A 20603-nucleotide genomic window follows, 5' to 3' on the forward strand; every position below is an offset into this window, starting at 1 on the left:
GCAGGGCGGCGTGAATATTCTATGCTGCGGCGTTGCACTTTCCACATTCCAAGAAAAGAAGGAGCCCCCGTGTCAAGAATCATGCCCGTTTTATTACCCGCTTTCGCCCTGGCCCTGTCGGCCATGGCCGCGTCGAACCTGGGCGCCGCGCCCGTCAAGCCGGCCGCCGCCAACACCGCTGCCGCCAGCAAGGCCGATCTGCTGCCGTTCAAGGCCACGGAAAAGACCCTGGCCAATGGATTAAAAATCATCATCGTGCCGACCGGTTTCCCCAACCTGGTCTCGCTGCAAATTCCCGTGCAGACGGGCTCGCGCAATGAAGTCGAGCCGGGCAAGTCCGGCTTTGCCCACTTCTTCGAGCACATGATGTTCCGCGGCACCAAGGCCTATCCGCCTGAAAAATACCAGGAAGTCATCACCCGCGCCGGCGCGCGCCAGAACGCGTACACGAGCGACGACCTGACGAATTACCACACGACGTTTGCCAAGCAAGACCTGGAAACCGTGCTGAAGGTGGAGGCGGACCGCTTCCAGCACCTCGACTATGCGGAAGACGCGTTCAAGACGGAATCGCGGGCCGTGCTGGGCGAATACAACAAGAACAGCGCCAATCCCGTCTCGAAACTGTTCGAAGTGATGCGCGACAGTGCCTATACGACGCATACCTACAAGCACACGACGATGGGTTTTATCCAGGACATCGAAGACATGCCGAACCAGTACGCGTACTCGAAGATTTTCTTCGACCGCTGGTACCGTCCCGAGCGCACCACCATCATCATCGCCGGCGACGTGGAGCCGCAGCAAGCCATCGCGCTGGTGGAAAAATACTGGAGCGCCTGGCAGCGTGGCAAGCAGCAGGCGGCCGTGCCCGTGGAACCCGCGCCGCGCGGCCCCGTCTACAAGCACGTGGCCTGGCCCACCCCGACCTTGCCGTGGGTGGCCGTGGGCTTCCACGCGCCCGCGTTTTCCGTGAAGGACAAGGACCAGGCCGCGCTGGCAACCTTGCTGTCGCTGTCGTTCGGCCGCACCTCGCCGCTGTATAAACGCCTGGTGCAAAACGAGCAAAAGGTCGACCAATTGTTCGAGATGACGCCGGACCGGGTCGACCCGACCCTGGCCGTGCTGGGCGCGCGCGTGAAAAACATCGATGACGCCGTCTATGTGCGCGACGCCATCCTGAAAACCGTGGCCCAGTTGCGCGATACGCCAGTGAGCGAAAAAGACCTGGCGGACGCCAAGTCGGCCGAAAAATACGGTTTGATACGCTCGCTCGACAACACGGAGCAAATCGCCGGCACCCTGGCGTCGTTCGTGCATTTTGACCGCTCGTACGCCACCATCAACCAGTACTACCGCCTGATCGATACGCTCACGCCAGCCGACCTGCAGGCAGCCGCGCGCAAATACCTGACGGATGAGGGCCTGGTGGTGACGACCCTGTCGCACCAGCCGATGGCGGCCGCCATCGCCACCACGCCTAAACTGGCCAGCCTGCTGCCGGCCGTCTCGACCGCGAAGTTCGACGTACTCGTGCAAAAATCCGCGCTGCCGCAGATCCGCTACAAGCTGCTGTTTACGGCCGGTTCCGCGCAAGATCCGCAAGGCAAGGAAGGCCTGGCCGCGCTGACGGCCGCCATGGTGGCGTCCGGTGGTTCGTCCGAGCGCAAGATCGACGAAGTCAACCAAGCCCTGTTCCCGCTGGCCGGCAGTTTCAGCCAGCAGACGGACAAGGAAATGACGACGTTTACGGGCTCCATCCACCGGGATAACTGGACGCAGTTCAACGCCATCGCCCTGCCGCTGCTGCTCTCGCCGGGTTTCCGCGAAGACGACTTCCGCCGCCTGAAAGATGCGCAAAAGAATGCATTGCTGCTGGACCTGAAGGACAATAACGAAGAAGAATTCGCCAAGGAACGCCTGCAAACCAATGTGTACGCGGGCACACCGTACGGCCACCCTGTGCTGGGCACGCTTGCCGGCATCGACGCCATCACCCTCGATGATGTAAAACAGTTCTGGAAGAGCGCGTATGCGCAAGGCGCCGTCAAGGTGGGCATTTCCGGCGACGTCTCCGACGCCATGACGGCGTCGCTGACGCAGGCGCTGGCAAGCTTGCCGGCCGGCCCCGGCTTGCCGGCCACGGTGAAACCCGCGGGCCGCAAGGCAAACGGCCTCGAAGTGGAAATCATCGAGAAAAACACGCGCGCCACGGCGATTTCCTTCGGCCTGCCGCTCGACGTGACGCGCACCCACCCGGACTTCCCCGCCCTGTGGCTGGCGAAAACGTGGCTGGGCGAGCACCGCGCCTCGAATTCCTATCTGTACCAGCGCATCCGTGAGCTGCGCGGCATGAACTATGGCGATTACGCGTACATCGAGGCCTTCCCGCGCGGCATGTATCAGTTCTTCCCGAACCCGAACCTGGGCCGCAAGGCGCAGCTGTTCGAAATCTGGATCCGCCCCGTGGCGCCGGACAACGCCCACTTCGCGCTGCGCGTGGCCCTGACGGAACTGGGCAAGCTCATCGACAACGGCTTGACGCAGGATGACTTCGCCACCACGCGCGACTACCTGATGAAGAACGTCTTCGTCATGACGTCGACGCAGGACCAGCAACTCGGTTATGCGCTCGATTCGCAATGGTATGGCACGCCGGAATTTACCAAGCTGATGCGTGACGGCTTGTCGAAGCTGACGGTACAAGACGTCAACCGCGCCATCAAGCAGCATCTGTCGGCGAAAAACCTGTCCGTGGTGATCGTTGCCAAGGATGGGGCCGGCTTGAAGGAAAAGCTCGTCAGTGACGCGTTTTCTCCCATCAAGTACGACGGCAACAAGCCGCAGGCCCTGCTCGATGAAGACAAGGTCATCGGCGCGATGAAGCTGAACATCCAGCCGTCCGCCGTCACCGTGACGCCGGCGGCGCAGGCCTTCGCCAAGTAAGTTTGTGCCAGATCAACCTCGTCCGACGCAGCTTGCCGGATGGGGTTGATCTGTTCTTTGGCCCGGCCAAACCCGCCTTCAGTCTGCCAATCCCGGCCTTGGTCGGAAAGTGGCATCTTGGCAATCTGCTTATCCGCATACTGTTTTTCGACTCTTCCCGAGCGAAAACCACGACAAGGATATCCATGCACCTGTTCCCTCCCCGCCTTTACGCCACCTGCGTCCTCGCCGCTGCAGCCCTGCCGGGCGCCCTGTACGCCCAGGCTCCCTCCCTCGCCGGACAGTGGCAATTCCAGACTGCGACGGGCACGACCACGACGAATGGCGTCGAGGCCGACCTGATCGACACGGGCATACTCGACATTAGCGAAGAGCCAGGCGGCTTGCGCGCGACGATCGCGTGGCTCGACGAACGGGGCCAGCTTACGCCGCCGCGCACGGTGCATGGCACGGCCGGCCCCGCCGGCACCATCTTCCGGCACGGCGGCAAGCGCGTCAGCACTGGGCGCAACGGCAAGGAGGTCAGCACCGAGGTGACGATACGCTGGACCTTGCAAGCCAAGGGCGACGTGCTGAGCGGCGAACGCCTGGTCGAAACCGATGAGAACGAACCCAAGCCCGTGAGCGGCACGCGGCTGCAGGAACGCTATGTGCCGCCGGCGCTGCTGGCCGCGCCGCCCGTGGCCAATGGCGGCGCGCGCGGTCCTTCCACGCCGGCCGAGCGCGTGCGCGTGCTGCGGATGGCAACACAGGCGCAGCGCGATCCCCTGGCCGTGCAACGGCGCGACGGCGCCTGGCTAACAGAATGGATCGAGGCAATTCCCGACTTCACGCTACCGGCCAGTGCGCTGGAAAGCTGGCTCTCCATCGCCAGCCAGGCGACTATCCGCGAAACGCTGGTGTTTCAATACCTGGCCAGCGTGATGGCTTTCCAGATCGAACACCCGGAGCAGGCCGGGCAGCAAGACGCCAGCGACCTGGCGGGGATGCAGGGCGTGCTGGGCGCCTATGAAACACTGCTGCGCCAGGATAAGCGGCGCCGTTCCGCCAAGCTGGATGCGGCGCTGGCGGCGCGCCAGCAAGACAGGCTGCCCGCCTTCCTGGCCGCGCTGTCCGGCAGGGATGCCGTCATCCAGCCTGCATCATCGCCATCGGACGACGCCACGGCGCGCCGGATTGTGGCGCTGGGCACCAGCGAGCCGCGCGCGATGGAGTGGCTCGACATCCTCAGCAACCGCTTTGGCGGCCGCATGGCCGGCAGCGATGCCTACACGCATGCGGCGCAATGGGCACGCATGCAACTGCGGCAATGGGGCGTGCAAGCCGAGCTGGAAGAAGCGGGCCAGATGCCCGTCGGCTTCAACCGCGGTCCCTGGTCGGGCAGGATGCTGGCGCCCCAGGCGCAGCCCCTGCGCCTGGCGACACCCGCCTACACGGCCGGCACGCGTGGCGTGCAGCAGGGACTGGCCATCGTGGGTCCGTCTACCGTGGAAGAGGCGCGCCAGCGCGCCGCGCAATTCAAGGGCAAATGGGTGCTGACGGGCGGCGAAAACGGTGGCGGCGGGCGCGATGGCAGCACCATCCACCAGCCCAGGGCCATCACGCAAGTGCTGATGGCCGCTGGCGCCCTCGGCACCATCCAGTCCGGCGAGGAACCGCTGTATGCCGCCAGCGCCGCGCCCGCCACCTGGGCGGCCCTGCCGACTTTGCCCGACATCAAGCTGGCCGCGCCACAGTACACGGACATGCGCCAGCGACTGGCGCGCGGCGAAGCCGTCACCCTAGAGTTTGACATCCGCAACTGGTTCTATCCTGGCCCTGTGACGTATCACAACGTCGTGGCCCGCATTCCCGGCACGGACAAGCCCGAGGAAATCGTGCTGATCGGCGCCCACCTCGACAGCTACGATGGCGGCACGGGCGCGGCCGACAATGGCGGCGGCGTGTCCACCATGCTCGAAGCGATGCGCCTGCTGGCGTTATCCGAAGCGAAGCCGCGCCGCACCATCATGTTTGTCGCCTTCGGCGCGGAGGAAATCGGCCGCAAGGGATCGTTCGCGTTCGCCGAGCGGCATGCGGGTGAATTGAAGAATATCGTCATGATGCTCAACCGCGATGGCCGGCCCGGCGCCATCGACGGCATCGCGATTCCCACGGCCTGGCAACCCGTGTTTGGCCGGGTCGAACGGGCGCTGCAAGACATCCACCCCGTGTTTGGCTTCGCCGCCAGCATCAATGACGTGCCGCGCGATGCCAGCAAGGCAATGAACGCGCGGGCCGGCAGCGATGACGCCGTCTTCAGCCTGCATGGCGTGCCGACGCCGAAATTTACCGTGCTCGGCGATTTCGACTATGCGCGCGTGCATCACACGCTGCTCGACACGTATGACAAGGTGCAGCCTTTCAGCGCGGCGCAGCAATACTCGGCCATCGCCATCGCCTTGAGCGCGTATGCAGTGGCGAACGCGCCGGAAGCGATCAGCAGGAAAAGCTATTATCGCGCCGCCAAAGCGGCACAGTAGACCTTCCCGCCAGCGTCACTCGAAGGGATTGGCCACCGACGTCACCTCGGGCGGCGGCAGCTGGTCGGGCAATTCCTGCTTTTCCAGCTGGGCCACCACGTCGGCCAGCAGTTTTTGCAGCTGTTTCGCCAGAGCCAGGCCCGGCTTGTCCAGGGTCAGGTCGATGTCGCCACTGATGCTGATGCGGTCGATGCGGTTTTCGATGCTCAGGTTGCCAATCTCCAGCACATCGCTTTCATTGGCATACGGGACGAATTTCTTTGCGCACATGGTATTTCCTTTTCAACGGTCTTGTTATTTCCTGGACTTGCTATTGATCTTGGGCAAACTCAGCATGCGCAGTTTTTGCTGGCGCGTCAGCGACGGTAACAGATCGATGCCTATCCTGTCTTCCAGTTGCGCAATGCTCAGCACCTCATACGTCTTGGTATCGACGTTTTCTATGAAGTAGGCGGCGCCGGCGCGCTGGCGCGGGCTGTACACGGCCTTGTACAAATGGCTGGGCACGATAACTCTTCTCACCTTGCGCAGGTTGCCACCAATAAAAGCCGGTCCCGTGATCACGTACAGATCGCCCTCTTTCTTCGCCATCTTGCGCACGGCGCCCTCGATGCCGGCCCATACATAGCGGTTGTTGCGCGCATCCTGCGGCACCATGTTGGCCAGGGTAAAGCTGTCGCGCTGGCTCTGGCGATCCGGCATGTCGCCGTTGGGCGCCATGTGGCCACGGTCGAAGCCGCTGCGCGCATAGTCGGCCAGTTCCGCGCGCTGGGCGGCGGGCAGCTTGCGTTCGGCATGGAAGGAATTTTCGCGCGACAAATCCTGCGCCGCTTCGAGGTTGTTCGCCGTCAAGTGCTCAGCCGACCACAGCGGCGTGCGCGTAATCCCCGAGTGCATCACGCCAAACACGTTGTAGCACAGTTCCTTGGTTGCCACGTCCAGCTTGGGGTTGGTGATTTCCGGCTTGCGGCCATCGACGTAATGGGCGGGACAGGCATCGGCATGCGCCAGGTTCGCGGCAAAGGCGGACGCCAGCAAGCCGCACGCCAGAGTCAGCCTGGCGATCGATCGTTGAATCATATTTCCCTCTGAAATCTTTGCAGGCCAGCATTCTAGCGGACACGGGCGCCCTACCACAATCCTGCCGTGCGCCCCTGTGCAAGGCCGCATGCGGCCCTGCCACGCGCTGGCGCAAATAAAGGCCAACAGGCCGCGCACAGCCATTCATATCTGCTAAGATTGCCTTGATTCGTTCGCATCGACCATTCAAGATTTGGAGAGCATATGATCAAAAAAACCCTGCTGCTGATCGTTGTCGTCGTCGCCGCCATCCTCGGCTATGCCACCACCAAACCCGACACCTTCAGTGTCCAGCGCGAAATCACCATCAAGGCCCCGCCCGAGAAAATCGCCGCCCTGATCACGGACTTCCATTACTGGGCCGCCTGGTCGCCGTGGGAAAAACTCGATCCGGCCATGCGCCGCACGTTTACGGGTCCGGCCAACGGCCTGGGCGCGCAATATGCATGGCAAGGCAATGACAAGGTGGGCGCCGGCCGCATGGAAATCACGGAAGCGGCCCAGCCCGAACGCACCGTCATCAAGCTCGACTTCCTGAAACCGTTCGAAAGCCACAACACCACCACCTTTACCATGACACCAGAAGGCGACAGCACCAGGGTGAACTGGACCATGACAGGCCCCAGCCCTTACGTCAGCAAGGTCATGACGGTCTTCGTCAGCATGGATACCATGATCGGCAAGGACTTTGAAAAAGGCTTGAACAGCCTGAAGGCGGCGTCGGAGCGCTAAGCCCGCTCACCGCCACGAGACACAGGGCCCGCGCGGCCCTGTTTTACTTGACACCCGGTCAGAACTGCTCGATCCAGGCCGCCAGGTGGTCCGGCGTGAGTGCCGGTTCAGCCTGCACCATCTTGCCTTGCAAACCCAGTTCCGTCTTGCTCAGCTGCAAGGACCAGCCGCGCCGCGCCAGCCACAGCAAGGTAGCCAGCCAGAACGAGTGCAGGGCCGAGACAGGCGCCGTGGTCGGCGTTTCCAGGAATTCCGTCAGCAGCCGGCCGTCGAGAAACAGCGCCGTGCCGCCCTGGTTTTGCAGCGCCGCGCCCACCACGGGCAGCAGCATGTCGATCACATGCTCCACGCCGCGCCCCGGATGCTCGCGCTCGAGCGTGTCGAGCTGCTGGCGCACGGCGGCGGCAAACGCCGTGCCGCGGAAGGCTTCCGAGCTGACCAGGTCGGCATAGTCCATCAACAGCCAGTCCGGCTCGGGCGGCGTGACCCCGGCCGTCAGGGCCGCCGACAAATACGCTTCCACCGGCAACTGCTGTTCCGGACCGGCCAGGCTGGCGCACAGGGCGTACAGGGTGCCGATGCGGTTGGCGACGGCTTGGCGCTGGCGCACCATCAGCTTTTCGCGCAGCAACTGGGCGTGCTCGTTGCGCAAGCGCGCCAGTTCCAGTGCCTGCTTGAGTTCCATGCGCAGGGCCGCGATATCCCACGGCTTCTGGATGTAGCGGTGGATCTGTCCCTGGTTGACGGCTTCCACCGTGTGCTCCAGCTCGGAATACGCGGTGGTCAAAATGCGCACGATGTGCGGATGCCGGTCCCAGCAATACGACAGCAATTCGTTGCCGTAGGCGCCGGGCATGCGCTGGTCCGACACCAGCACGGCGATGCGGTCGGCTTGCTCGTCGAGGATGCGCTTGCCCTCCTCGACCGAGGTAGCCGTCAGCACGTCGGCCAGCGGCGCGATGGCGCGCTGGAAGTATTTGAGGGCGTTGGCCTCGTCATCGACATAGAGTATCGTCGGCAAGCCTTGCGCCGACTCACGCTGAGCCGGCAAACGCAGATTGGCGTCAATCATGCTCGTTCCTTATATGTACTGGAAAATTCAGGGTTACCGTGGTGGAAGTGCCAAACTCGGTGGCGATATCGAGGTTGCCGCCGAACGACTGCATCATGCGGTGGCAAAACACCATGCCCCAGCCCTTGCCTTCGCCGCCGCTGGCACTGACGGGGTCGATCAACAGCTGTTCGACGATCTCGGGGGCAATGCCGGCGCCGTTGTCGCGCACCGTGATGCGGCCGGCGTCGATGCGGATGCCGATCGCCGGATGGGCTTGCTCGCCGGCCGAACGCAAGGCATTTGCCAGCACGGACGATAAAATCAGGGCGACGCAATTGGGCGACTCGGCGATGGAGAAATCGTCGCCCATGTCGACCGTGATGGCGGCGCGCTGTGCCGCGCTCAAGGGATAGCTGTCGAGCAAGGCGTCCAGCAACTGGCGCGCGCTGCCGGCGCGGCGGCCACCCTGCATGCCGGGCCCGGCGCTGGCCAGGCGCACCGTGTCGATAAAGCTGGCCAGCACGGACAGGCAATAACGCGCATTGTCGTGCATCAAGGCGGCCGCTTCGCCGATCTCGGCCTGCGGTGCGGAATCCGCCTGCGCGCGGCGCGCGATGCCGCGCGCAAAATTGGCGATGGCCGCCAGCGGCGTGTTCAATTCATGCGCAAGGAAGGCCAGCGATTCTTCCATCGCCACCAGGCCCTGGCGGCGCGCGGCGCGCTCGCGTCCCGTCTGCACGGCCAGTTCCAGCGCCGTTTGCATGGCGGCCAGGTCGAGCGGCTTTTCCAGCAGGCGGAACAGCGAGCCGCCGTTGATCAGTTCGAGCAGGACATCCTTGTCCGCATACGCGGTCACCAGCATGCAGACGATGTGCGGATAGCGCTGCGCCACTTCCTGCAGCAGCTCGCTGCCCAGCCGGTCCGGCATGCGGTAATCGGTGACGAGCACGTCGATCTGGCCAGCCTCGTCCTGCAGCAGAGCGAGCGCCGCATCGACGCTCTGCGCCGTCAACACCCGATAGCGGGGACCGACGGCGCGCTCGAAATACTTGCAGGCAAGCGCTTCGTCGTCCACGTACAGCACACTGGCGCGGCTATCGCTGTCCATGCTAGCGGCCCTCCCAATCGGAGCGCTGCAAGTCGAAATTCATGCTGGCCCACACGCCCAGCTCGCTTTCGGCGCTGAGAGTGCCACCGTGGCGCTCGATCACGCCATAGCTGATGCTCAGGCCCAGGCCCAGGCCCTGCCCCACTTCGCGCGTGGTGAAGAACGGTTCGAACACGCGCGCCAGGTTTTCCGGCGCGATGCCGGGGCCATTGTCGCGCACGCTGATGCGCAGGCGGTTGTCATCCCAGTGGGCCATGATGCGGATCTCGAACGGCGGCGCATTGCCCTTGCGCATGGACAGCACGGCATTGCCCAGCAAGTTGATCAGCACGCCCACGATGGCCGCCTCGTCGCCGCGCACCAGGGTGTCGACCGGCAAGTCGTGGCTGATGCTGACATTTTTCGTTTCATGGCCCACCAGGCGGATGGCCGCGTCGAGCGCGCTGCGAAACTGGAAGTGTCCCGTCTCCAGCTGGTTGCCGCTCTTGCGATAGGCAAAGGTTTTCAAGTCGGACACGATGTGCTGCACGCGCAGCATGCCTTGCTTGGCGTCAGCCAGGCATTCGCTGACCAGCGCGCTTTGCTTGGCGGCCGGGTCTTCGATGGCCACCTCGATGGCCATCATGCAGAAATTCACGGGATTATTGACTTCATGCAGCATGCCGGCAGCCAGGGTGCCGATGGCCGCCATTTTCTCCTGCTGCAGCATCTGCCCCTTGATATCGGCCAGGCTCTTATTCGTTTCTTCCAGCTGCGTATTCTTTTGCGCCACTTCCGCCTTCAGCTGGAACAGCATGAAGCGGGCGCGCTCATTGAAATAGGTAAACACGGCGCTGATGCTGGCCGACATGATGAGGAACAGACAGTTGACGACAAACGTCCCCGGCAGATCGAAGCCGCCCGCATGCCAGGCGCAGGCAGCCACGTACAGCAGGCAGGAGATGGCGCCGAAGACCATGTTTTGCCACAGCCCGAAAGCCAGCACGATGCCCGACGAATAGATGGCCAGGGTCATGCCCACATAATAGATCGAGGTGGCGCCTTCCGTGACGGCGATCATCCAGGCGATCATGATTTGCGGCAGGATCAGCCAGACAAAAGTCAGCCCCTGGATGCGGTCTTGCGCCCAGCGCGTGCGCATGGCCAGCACGACGCAAAAAATCAGCACCGACACAAGAATGCGCGCGCTGGTGAACGCCGATTGCTTGTCCGGATACAGGGCAGAATCGAGGCCCATGCCCAGCAGGATCAGCACGATGCCCGTGTAGGCCCCGCCACGGCTGAATTCCAGGCGGAAGTCGCGCAAAACGGCCGTGTAGCCAGCGTGCAGGCCTGGAGTGTCCATCAAGGAATGCTCACTTCCGCGAACACATTCACGCCCGTGGGATCGACATAGATCAGCGGATCCGTCGCGTGCTCGGGCAGCAAGGCCGACAGGCCCTCTTCATTGCGATAGATCAAATGCCACTCGAGCAAATGCTCCATGCCGAACTTGCCCGGATTGTTCGCGTGCACGTTGGTGACGAGCAAACGTCCGCCCGGCCCCACGCGCGAGGCGAAGTGCATCAGCAAGCGCGCACAGACCTTGTCGGACAGGTAATCGAACAGGCCGGCGCAATACACGGCGTCGAAACTGCCGGGCAAGCCCGTGACGCCCGAGCCATGGCGGCGCTTGAGCAGGTTGTGCACGGAGTCGTGCACATAATCGATCTCGACCACTCTTCCCGTGCGCTGCATGATGGTGGTCAACCGCGCACGCGTCCAGTCCAGGGTCTCGCTGCTGAAGTCGACCAGCTCGAAGGCCAGCCACTGCGCGTCCGGGCACGTTTCCAGGAAACGCTGCACTTCAATGGCCGGGCCGCAGCCCACGTTGAGCACTTTATACACACGCCCTGCCGCACGCGCCGCGGCCGCCTTTTGCGACAGGAATTCCGTCAGGATATCGATGCGGTTGCGGTGCGCCGTGGCCACGGCCGCCTGCAGGAAGGCCGCATTGACGATCTGAAAATAGGTGCTCGGCCCTTGCCGTGGATCGTCGAGCAGCTGGTTGACCATCTGGTAGTCGCCCGCATAGCCGAGCGGCTTGGTAAACGTGCGGAAGACGAACGGTGCGCGCAGGATCAAGGGGTGCAGCGCGGCTTGGGCGAAGGCGCGGTGGGCCGGCGCCCGCTCTTCCTCGACGAGCGACGCTTCCACCTCGAGCTGGCGCAGGTACAGCTGGGTCTGCTCCATCAGCGGCAGGGCCAGTTCATCGAAGATGTCGGGGCGCAGGCGGCCGTTTTCCTTCGGCAGCGAGTCGGACAAGTCGACCTGCTCGACCCAGCGCGACACTTCCGACAAAAAAGCGCGCATTTCATTGACGACGATCTGGTAATCGCGGCGGATGCGGAAGCGTTCGCCCCAACCGGCGACAAAGGCGCTGGACTCTTTCAATACGGCGCCCTTGACGACGACCACGTCGCTCAGCTCGCGCCACTCGTCGATCAAGGTCACGGAAACGATGGCGGTCAGGCCCGTGTTGACGCTGCTGATGACGACGGCCTTGCCCACGTAGGCGTTTTTCGCCCCCATGCGCACCGTCACGTCATTGAGCACCTCGCTGACCTGCACAATCGAGTATGGATTGTAGATTTCCATGACCAGCGAATTGCGCTGCAAGTTGAAAATCGTGCCGCGCACCGCCTCACCCTGGGTGTTGCGGAAACTGACGACTGGATCGATCTGCGATTGTGAATACACGATTGAGCATTATCAAGTTGCCCGGTTCCCGGCGCACCACACTGGTGACACCAGATTCCAGGCTGGGTTAAGGCACGGCACACCGGTCGTTTGCCGCCGGCACCGCCATCAAAATGGCGGTATTGCGGCGTCGCGTGACGCCGTGCCGGAGCGCCTCAAAGCGCGTCTGTTCGCTCTCTGATCGAGTGTACTATGGATGTAGCAGAACGAGCAATTGTTCCCTCAGGAACGACTGTCCGTGGCGCTGGCGCGCAACGCCTTCGATCATCCAGCGACGAACAAGGCCAGCGCGTGACGCAGCAACTGCGGCGTTTGCCCTGTCCAGCGCTTGAACGAGCGGCGGAAGTTGGTGGCATCATGAAAGCCAAGGTAGGCGGCCACGGCATCGTTGTCGTAACCATGCGCCTGGAACAGATAAATCGCCTTGTGCGCGCGCACCTGGTCCAGCTCGGCCTGGAAATGCGTGCCATGGCGCGCCAGGTGGCGCTTCAAGGTAGCGGGGCTGACGCCGAATTCCTGCGCCGTGCGCTCCAGCGTGGGGGCGCAGCGGATGTTCGCCAGCAGATAGTCGTACAGCGCGCCGAGCAGGCTGGCGGCGGGCACGGGCGCCAGCGCCGCCGCGCGCAAGGCCAGCGCGGCCGCCGTGGCATTGCCGCGTGGCCAGGGTTTATCGAGCCAGCTGGAATCGATGAGCATGGCGTCGACCTGGCAATCGAAACGCAGGGCCTGGCCCAGGTGCACTTCATGCTGCTCCACGTGGCGGGGCCGCGCGCGGTTGAAGCAGAAGCGCCACGGCAAGGATTCTCCCGCCAGCCAGCGGCACATCGCAGACAGCGCCGTCATGTGCATTTCCACCAGAAAAGGCAGCTGGCTCGGCGCGCCGAACGCATCGACCCAGTACAGCACGTGCATGTCGCCCGCTTCGCGCAAACGCGGTTGCAGCAACGGGCACAGCAAGGTATGAAAGTCGCACAGGATGCTGAGCGCCTGGCGCAGATTCTGCGCCTGCAGCAAGGCGTGGCTGGCCGCGCCGTAATGGCCGGGCAGCATTTGCTGGCCCAGCATGAAGCTCGTGTCGGCACTGTCCAGGCCGCGCGCCACGCTGGCCAGCAATTGCAGGTATTGCGCAGCGCTGACCTGGCTTTCCGCGGACGGCAGCGCGCCGCCATCGAGGCCCGTGCCCTTGAGCAGCGGCGCCACAGCCAGTTCCCGGCTGCGCGCGTAATCGAGCACCAGCGCCGGCTGATGGTGGGCAGCGATGCTGGGGTCGCCCTGCTGGTTCAGCGGCATCAGGCAGGCGCGGCGGCACTGATCCCGGCACCGGAGCGCGGCGTTTCCACTGCCCGGTTCAGCTCGGCCAGCACCACTTCCGGCACGCCATCCGTGAGCGAGCAGGCATGCCGCAAGCTCAGGCGGATTTCACGGTTGTCGTTGGCGTGGTGGCGCATCTGCCCCACCATGGCGCACAGGTGGCGCGCCTTCACGGCCGCATCCTCGCGCGATACGCCCGGCATCAGCACAGCAAAGCGGTCGCCCGCATAGCGGCACAGCAAATCGTCATTGCGCAAGTTCAGCAGCAGCATGTGGCCGACGGCTTGCAGCACGCGGTCGCCTTCGCGGTGGCCGTATTCGCGATTAATCAAATGAAAGCTGTCGATGTCGAGCAAGACCAGCGCGCAATCGAGGCCGGGCCGGCGCTCCTGCTCCAGGCGCATCTGCGTACGCAGATAGCTGGCGTCGGCCAGCTGCGTGATGCGGTCGAAGGCGCGGTGGTCGCGGAACAGGCGTTCACGCTTTTGCAGGTGCTCGTTCAGACGAAACTGTTCCTGGCGCCAGTAATACATGCCGATCGTCAGCACCAGCATGCCAAACGGAATCAAGGCTTCGAGCCAGTTATCCCACACGGCGCTCTTATCGACGGCAAAGAATTCATCGAGGCAATCGGCCCAGGAGCCCAGCATGATGGCGCACAGGCCGCCCGCGATCAAACTCGTCACCAGTCCGCGCGGACGGCTGCTGAGGGTAAACAAAAACCAGATGCCCGCCATGACGGCCGTGCCGCCTTCACAGACGATATCCATCCACTTCCAGACGGCAATCGGTTTAGGGTGCCCTAAAGTGGCGTACAGGAACAGGAACAGGGGCAAGGCCAGTGCGGCGGCAATCAGGCTGTTACGGTGCAATGGCAGCATGTGGGGAAACCTTTAAAAGTGGTGCTGTCGCCACGATAGCGCCCGCCCATGACGGCACGATGACATGCGCCGCGCCCGTGCGGCAGGTGCAAACGGCTCAGCATTACCTTGGGCGCTGATGCAAATATGGCGTGCCATTGCCCATGCGCCCTGTGGCGGCAGGTCATTTCAGCTCACCATGTTTCATTTCTGGCCGGAAAGCGTTCACAGGCCGTTGTTTTCAGGGCGGCAAGCCCTTGCCTGTCACGCAACCGTCATATTTGCTGCCTAGAATCCGCCCGGTTCCTTCCCCTAACCGAGCTCTTCATGAAAACCATGCATACATCGTTCCCCTCCCCGCTGCGCCTCACGGCCGTGGCCCTCGGCATCATGGCCGTCTTCAGCGGTCAAAGCCATGCGCAAGCGCAAGGTGAAGATGGTCAGCCGGCCGCCACCGTGGTCGTCAGCGGCCAGCGCGCCAGTCTGCGCAACGCCATCGCCGCGCAAGAGAAAGCCGACAACATCATCAGCGTCATCAGCAGCGACGACATCGGCGGCTTGCCCGACAAAAACGCGGCCGAAGCGCTGGCCCGCTTGCCCGGCGTATCCGTGCAGCGCGACCAGGGCGAAGGCCGCTACATCACGGTGCGCGGCCTGGGGCCGGACTTGAATGCCGTCACCATCAACGGCGCGCTGGTGCCGTCGCCGGAAGCGGGCCGCCGCGCCGTGGCGCTCGACATCCTGCCTGCCGGCCTGATCCGCACACTGGAAGTCTCGAAAACTTTGCTGCCGGAAATGGACGCCAACTCGCTGGGCGCCACCGTCGAAGTCAAATCGCTGTCCGCCTTCGACTTGCCGGGCAAGCTGCTGTCGGCCAACGTGGGCGCCAGCTACGATGAAAAGACGGGCAAAACCAGCCCCAGCGGCGGCGCCCTGTGGGCCCAGCGCTTCCTCGACGGCAAGCTGGGCGTGGCAGCCGGCCTGAGCGCGGAAAAGCGCTCGTTCGGTTCCGATGACGTGGAAACGGGTGGCGCCTGGAGCAAGGGGAAATTGTCGGGCCTGGAATTGCGCGACTACCTGCCCGTGCGCAAGCGCGGCGCCCTGGCCGTCAATCTCGATTACCGCCCCGAAGCGGGCAACAGCTGGTTCCTGCGCTCTTTTGTGAGCGAATTTTCCGACAATGAAGTGCGCGACCGCCTGACCATCAGCAATATCGCGGGCGGCAGCCTGGCCGAAGAGCAGACGGCCAGCGCGCGCGCCGAGCGCCGCATCCGCCAGCGCAAATACACGCAGCAAGTGCGTTCGCTCGTGCTGGGCACGCAGCAGAAATCGGGCGACTGGACGCTGGACGTGAAAGGCGGCATGAGCCGCGCCACCGAGGACACGCCGGAATCCCTGAACGACGGCCGTTTCCGGGGCCTCAGCAACTTTAACGGCATCAGCTTCACGGATACGCAGGAGCCGAAATTGAGCGGCCCCGCCTCGCTGTACGACCCGGCCAATTACGCGCTGAACGCCATCACCCTGCAAAAGCGCTACTCGAAAGACAATGAACACCATGCACGCATCGACCTGGCGCGCAAGTTCGACATCGCCACCCTGAAATTCGGCGCGAAAGTCAGCCGCCGCGAAAAAACCAATGACACGGATCAATGGGCGTATAACAGCAGCAAGGCCACGAGCGGCAATTACTGGGGTGGCGGTTCCACCTCGATGAGCAATTTCGTGCAAGGCCATACCCTCGACTACGACCTGGGCAACATCGGCGTGGCCCTGGACCCGGCCCTGATCCGCGCCCGCGTGGCCGGCCTGGACCGCAACAAGGCGCGCCTGGCCACGGAATCCATCATCAATGACTACCGCATGCATGAAGACATCAACGCCATGTATGTGCAAAACAGCTACGACTTCGACGCCTGGCACATCCTCGGCGGCGTGCGCGCCGAACGTACCAGCTTTGAAGCGGCCGGCTCGCAAGTGGACAGCGCCGGCGTCGCGACGCCCTTGACGCGCGAACGTTCGTACACCAACTGGCTGCCAAACCTGCAAACCCGTTATGACCTCGATCAAAAGACCAGCGTGCGGGCCGCGTGGACGCAAGCCGTCGTGCGCGCCAACTTCAGCCAGTTGGCGCCGGGCATCAGCCTGGCCAGCAACACGGAAGCCGTGATCGGCAACCCGGACTTGAAACCGCTGAAGGCAAACAATCTGGACCTCGGTATCGAAAGAGTCCTGGGCAACGACGGCGTGATGTCGGCTTACGGTTTCTACAAGGACATCAAGAATTTTACGTACACGACCAACCTGGCCGGCACGGGTCAGTGGGCCAATTACACCTCGGCCACCTCGTATGCGAACGGCGACGCAGCCAAAGTCAAAGGTATAGAACTGGCCTATATGCAGCCGCTGCGCATGCTGCCGGCGCCGTTCAACAAGTTTCTCGTCGGCGTGAACGGCACCCTGAGCACCTCGAGCGCGCAAATCGGCCGCTTCGACAAGGCCAGCAACAAGCAAATGAACCGCGACATCAGCCTGCCGGGCCAGTCGAACCAGGTGATGAACTTGATGCTGGGCTATGAAACAGGACCGGTGAGCGCCCGCCTGGCCCTCAACTACAAGTCGCCGTATCTGCTGGAAATGGGCAACGATATCCTCGACCAAAGCCAGGACCATATCGTCACCAGCCAGAAGCAGCTTGATTTCTCGCTGTCCTACCAGATCAACAAGCAGTTCCAGCTGATGTTCGAAGCGGCCAACCTGAACAACGAGAAATACTATGTCTACCAGGGCACGAAGCAATACAACGTGCAGAACGAACAATACGGCCGCACTTTCAAAGTGAGCCTGAAAGCCAGCGCCTTCTGATGATGATTTTACCTACCATGAAAAAAACCGTACTCTGCAGCGCTTTGCTGGCTGCCTTTTGCCTCGCGGGCACGGTGCAAGCCGCACCTAACCAGACTGTTCCTTCCTTCACGCAGGAAGCGGAAGAACTTGCGCGCCTGCCCGGCGGCGGCTGGCTGCTTCTCGACAAGCATGGCTTGCGCTTGTTCAACCTTGCCGGCCAGGAACAGGACCGCATCGCCGTGCGCGCCAAGCAGCTCGACACGCGCATCGATGGCGGCAATGTGCTGGCCGTGTTCCTGGAAGCGGACACGCAGCGCCCGCTTCCCGTCTCCGTGGACGTGCAGGCTGGCAAGCTGGTCAAGCTGGCGCCGTTTCCCGTCCCCACCTTTTCCGTGGAAGCGTCGTGTTTGTACCGCGACGCCCAGCAGCTCGATCATCTGTTCCTGATCGGTAAGGATGGGCAAGCGGAACAGTGGGTGATGCAGGGCGAGCAGCGTCAGCTGGTGCGCAAGCTGGCCTTGCCGCCGCACGCCAAGCATTGCCGGGTCGACGATGGCGCTCAGCGCCTGCTGGTGAGCGAGTCCAACATGGGCGTGTGGGCGTATGACGCCGAATCCGAAGGCATGGGCAAGCGCGAAGTGGTGGCCCTGCGCAAGCCGTATGGCCAACTGGACGGCGGTGCTGGCGCGCTGGCCGTGTTGCCCGGTGGCGTGGCCGTGCTCGACGGCAAGGCGGAAAAGCTGCACCTGCTGGCACGCCAGGGCGGCAAGTGGACTGTCCTGCCGCCGCAAGCCGTCGCATTGAACGTGCGCAAGGGCGACAGCCAGCTGGCGCTGGACAAGGAATCGCTACTGCTGCGCGGCAAAAACGGTTGGCAAGCGCGGCCCTTGAAATGGACGGGCAAGGCGGAAACGCAGCCTGCGGTGGACATCATCGCCCCACAGGCGCAGACGGAACCGATGGCGCGCCAGGGCGACGCGGCCGATGATCCGGCCATCTGGCTGTCCAGCAACCCCGCCAATGCACGCATCCTCGGCACCAACAAGAAGCAAGGACTGCTCGTCTACGACCTGCAAGGCAAGCAGACGCAGCTGCTGGAAGTGGGCCGCCTGAACAACGTCGACGTGCGGCAGAACATCAGTTTGGGTGGCAGCAAGGTCGACCTGGCCGTGGCCACCCAGCGCGACGACAACAGCATGATGTTGTTCACCATCAATGCCGATGGCGTCGTGGCGGAAGCGGGCCGTTTTCCGACTGGCCTGAAAAGCATCTACGGCATGTGTTTGTATCAACCGGCCAGCGGCGGCGTGGAAGCGTTCATCAACGATAAAGATGGCACCTTCCAGCAATACAGCATCGGCTTGAGCGGTAGCAAGTTCAGCGCCACCCTCTTGCGCAGCTTCAAGGTGGCCACCCAACCGGAAGGCTGCGTGGCCGATGATGCCAACGCCAGATTGTTCCTCGGCGAGGAAACCCGCGGCATCTGGACCACCTCGGCCGACGCCGCCAAGCCGGACGCCCTCACCATGGTCTTGCCCGTGGGAGCGAACCTGACGGCCGACGTGGAAGGCATGGCCATCTACCGCAAGCCGGGTGGCGCGGCCAACACCGGCTACCTGATCGTCTCCAGCCAGGGCGACAGCAGCTACGTGGTGCTCGACGCCCAAGCGCCATACAAGGTGCGCGGCCGCTTCAAGGTGGGCTTCAACCTGCCCGCCGGCATCGACGGCACGTCGGAAACGGATGGCCTCGACGTGAGTTCCGCCAACCTGGGCGGCGCATACGCGCAAGGCATGCTGGTGATCCAGGACGGCTACAAGCGCTTGCCCGATGGACCGCAGAACTTCAAGTATGTGGCGTGGGGGGATGTGGCGAAGGCGTTGAAGCTGGAGTAATGAGCATGGGGCGGCCAGTCAAGGCTGCCCCATGTCCGATAGCGATATTAAAAATTGCCGCTATCTTGTACGCGGCATATCGATGGCAAAAGGCAGACTTTTGCCAAAAAAGTCCACGCTGCCCGTCACTGCCAGGCGTTGCGCCGACAATTCCTCCAGGCGCAGATCAGCTACGTCACGGTATTCCATCATGTAAAGAGCGGATTCACACTGCGTATTGCCTGCATCGACGGCAAGCCTATGCACGGGCGCGGCATCCGTTCCCTCCACGAGCAAACCGTGCAAAATGAAGGACGGCGGATACAACGCCCACGACCAGGGCGCATCGTCGTCTTCCGTCAGCCGCATGAACACGTCGTCGTCGGCCTCGATCGTGATATTGATTTCCCACATGCCATCGGCGCGCGCCTCAAGGCTGATCCGGGATTTCGCGACATCCACTTCAAAATTGGTGTCGCCGATACTAAATATATGCATTGCCCTTCTACTCCTGATTGACACGTTAATGCTCTGCTCGACAGGCCAGCAGATTAGCGAAGCGCTCTGTCAATATGGTCACATTTCGCTGAGATCGGCATCAGCGTTCAATGCATAGGCCTTGCAATAGGCAAGCAGCTCTTCGCTGCGCGTCTTGCCGAGCGAAATGGTCCCTATTCCATACGGCATCCATGCCGTGACATGCGCCAGATGTTTAATTCCATGTGATCATCTTCCTCGTCGCAACATGGCCCTGTTCCGTGCCGGAGCTGTGCTTGACGAGTTGATAGGCGGTTTGCCACCGAGATCGTCCCATCGCTTGCAGCACATCGCATAAACTTCAGTCCATGAGCTCACGCATTCATCCCCAAGCCCGCACCACCCCGAAGATCCAGCAGGAAATCAAGGACTCCTGACTGTCCGAGCGCGAAGCCGCCAAGGTCTTCAATATCAGCCGTGCACGGCTGCCAAGTGGCTCAAGCGGGACGATGTACAAGACCATTTGCACCGGGCCCATACACTGCATACCACGCTGAGCGCGACGCAGGACATGATCAAATGGGACTGGACAGTAACAGTCTACATGGAAAGATTGCAGCTAAATTTCTTGCCATAAACAGGAATAACCTTGGCTGCGTTACTTTTAGGGATTTTTATTGCCTTCGCATTAAACTTCACAACGGCATTTCCTTTCCTCAGATTCTCCAGCAAGGAAATGAACTTATTATCACCTGCGCGGCTGTCGGCGCTGAATGGCCCATCATAAGAAACGCCATTGACGTCAACGGTAAATTTCTCAACTTCCTTATTATTATTCAATTGCGAAAGCGATACGCTCGATTGGGAATCTGCACTGCCATCTTGCGTTGGACAGCCAATATACAGCCGCATTCCATCCTGATCGATAAAGTACTCGAGATTTCCCTGCCCAAAACCTTCAGTCCACCGCCCCTGAGCCGCAAACGAGTTAACGCAAATGATGGCAACAGCGAGACCCACGGCAATTTTTCCAACCTTACTCACTTACTGCTC

15 protein-coding genes and 1 pseudogene are annotated in these 20603 nt (G+C 62.5%); 6 read left to right on the top strand and 10 right to left on the bottom strand.

The features are described from left to right. Nucleotides 1–69: 69 nt before the first annotated feature. Nucleotides 70–2946: a M16 family metallopeptidase gene (locus tag FG13_RS05670; protein ID WP_152598692.1), complete on the top strand. Its 2877-nt coding sequence runs from the start codon at nt 70–72 to the stop codon at nt 2944–2946. A 185-nt stretch (nt 2947–3131) separates the two neighbouring features. After that, nucleotides 3132–5468: a M28 family metallopeptidase gene (locus FG13_RS28780; RefSeq protein ID WP_051958601.1), complete on the top strand. Its 2337-nt coding sequence runs from the start codon at nt 3132–3134 to the stop codon at nt 5466–5468. A gap of 15 nt (nt 5469–5483) precedes the next feature. Here the strand turns inward: FG13_RS28780 and FG13_RS05680 are convergent, their stop codons facing one another. Together FG13_RS05680 and FG13_RS05685 are read right to left on the bottom strand one after the other, a co-directional pair. Next, nucleotides 5484–5738 (bottom strand): hypothetical protein, encoded by a 255-nt coding sequence (locus FG13_RS05680; protein WP_035819202.1) that lies wholly within the window; start codon nt 5736–5738, stop codon nt 5484–5486. Between the two features lie 24 nt (nt 5739–5762). Beyond that, nucleotides 5763–6548, bottom strand: a complete 786-nt coding sequence (locus FG13_RS05685; protein WP_035819204.1) for a DNA/RNA non-specific endonuclease — start codon at nt 6546–6548, stop codon at nt 5763–5765. A gap of 204 nt (nt 6549–6752) precedes the next feature. Here FG13_RS05685 and FG13_RS05690 point away from each other — a divergent pair, with 204 nt between their 5' ends. Further along, nucleotides 6753–7280 carry an SRPBCC family protein gene (locus FG13_RS05690; RefSeq protein WP_035819207.1) on the top strand — a complete coding sequence of 176 codons (528 nt, stop codon included), beginning with the start codon at nt 6753–6755 and terminating at the stop codon, nt 7278–7280. A 58-nt stretch (nt 7281–7338) separates the two neighbouring features. Here FG13_RS05690 and FG13_RS05695 read toward each other — a convergent pair whose 3' ends face one another. The 6 genes from FG13_RS05695 to FG13_RS05720 form a co-directional block, all read right to left on the bottom strand. After that, the gene (locus tag FG13_RS05695) at nt 7339–8352 is read right to left on the bottom strand and encodes a response regulator (protein ID WP_051958603.1); all 1014 of its coding nucleotides are present in this window, start codon (nt 8350–8352) and stop codon (nt 7339–7341) included. Beyond that, nucleotides 8345–9442: a hybrid sensor histidine kinase/response regulator gene (locus tag FG13_RS05700; RefSeq protein ID WP_035819216.1), complete on the bottom strand. Its 1098-nt coding sequence runs from the start codon at nt 9440–9442 to the stop codon at nt 8345–8347. The genes FG13_RS05695 and FG13_RS05700 overlap by 8 nt, the downstream gene beginning before the upstream one ends. A 1-nt stretch (nt 9443) precedes the next feature. Next, the gene (locus FG13_RS05705; RefSeq protein WP_035819219.1) at nt 9444–10787 is read right to left on the bottom strand and encodes a sensor histidine kinase; all 1344 of its coding nucleotides are present in this window, start codon (nt 10785–10787) and stop codon (nt 9444–9446) included. Next, nucleotides 10787–12181, bottom strand: a complete 1395-nt coding sequence (locus tag FG13_RS05710) for a class I SAM-dependent methyltransferase (protein ID WP_035819223.1) — start codon at nt 12179–12181, stop codon at nt 10787–10789. The genes FG13_RS05705 and FG13_RS05710 overlap by 1 nt, the downstream gene beginning before the upstream one ends. A 264-nt stretch (nt 12182–12445) precedes the next feature. Continuing rightward, a complete protein-coding gene (locus tag FG13_RS05715; protein ID WP_035819226.1) occupies nt 12446–13471 on the bottom strand; it encodes an AraC family transcriptional regulator in 1026 nt (341 codons plus the stop codon). Beyond that, on the bottom strand, nt 13471–14373 hold the full coding sequence (locus tag FG13_RS05720; RefSeq protein ID WP_035819229.1) for a GGDEF domain-containing protein: 903 nt from the start codon (nt 14371–14373) through the stop codon (nt 13471–13473). The genes FG13_RS05715 and FG13_RS05720 overlap by 1 nt, the downstream gene beginning before the upstream one ends. Nucleotides 14374–14679: 306 nt before the next feature. On the opposite strand from FG13_RS05720, the gene FG13_RS05725 reads away from it, so the two are divergent. Both FG13_RS05725 and FG13_RS05730 read left to right on the top strand, forming a co-directional pair. Then, on the top strand, nt 14680–17217 hold the full coding sequence (locus FG13_RS05725; protein WP_051958606.1) for a TonB-dependent receptor: 2538 nt from the start codon (nt 14680–14682) through the stop codon (nt 17215–17217). Then, nucleotides 17217–19094, top strand: coding sequence for a phytase (locus tag FG13_RS05730; RefSeq protein ID WP_235211673.1), 1878 nt, complete (start codon nt 17217–17219; stop codon nt 19092–19094). Before FG13_RS05725 ends, FG13_RS05730 begins: the two co-directional genes overlap by 1 nt. A 60-nt stretch (nt 19095–19154) precedes the next feature. On the opposite strand, the gene FG13_RS05735 is transcribed toward FG13_RS05730, so the two are convergent. Next, on the bottom strand, nt 19155–19571 hold the full coding sequence (locus FG13_RS05735; protein ID WP_035819234.1) for a hypothetical protein: 417 nt from the start codon (nt 19569–19571) through the stop codon (nt 19155–19157). Between the two features lie 347 nt (nt 19572–19918). Between FG13_RS05735 and FG13_RS31230 the strand changes: the two are divergent. Next, nucleotides 19919–20181, top strand: a pseudogene (locus tag FG13_RS31230) (IS481 family transposase); the annotation flags it as partial. On the opposite strand, the gene FG13_RS29920 reads toward FG13_RS31230, so the two are convergent. After that, nucleotides 20151–20594 (bottom strand): hypothetical protein, encoded by a 444-nt coding sequence (locus tag FG13_RS29920; protein ID WP_152598693.1) that lies wholly within the window; start codon nt 20592–20594, stop codon nt 20151–20153. The pseudogene FG13_RS31230 and the gene FG13_RS29920 sit on opposite strands and share 31 nt — an antisense overlap. Nucleotides 20595–20603 lie beyond the last annotated feature (9 nt).

The organism is Janthinobacterium sp. RA13, from assembly GCF_000745325.1.
In the GTDB taxonomy this organism is placed as follows: domain Bacteria; phylum Pseudomonadota; class Gammaproteobacteria; order Burkholderiales; family Burkholderiaceae_D; genus Janthinobacterium; species Janthinobacterium rivuli.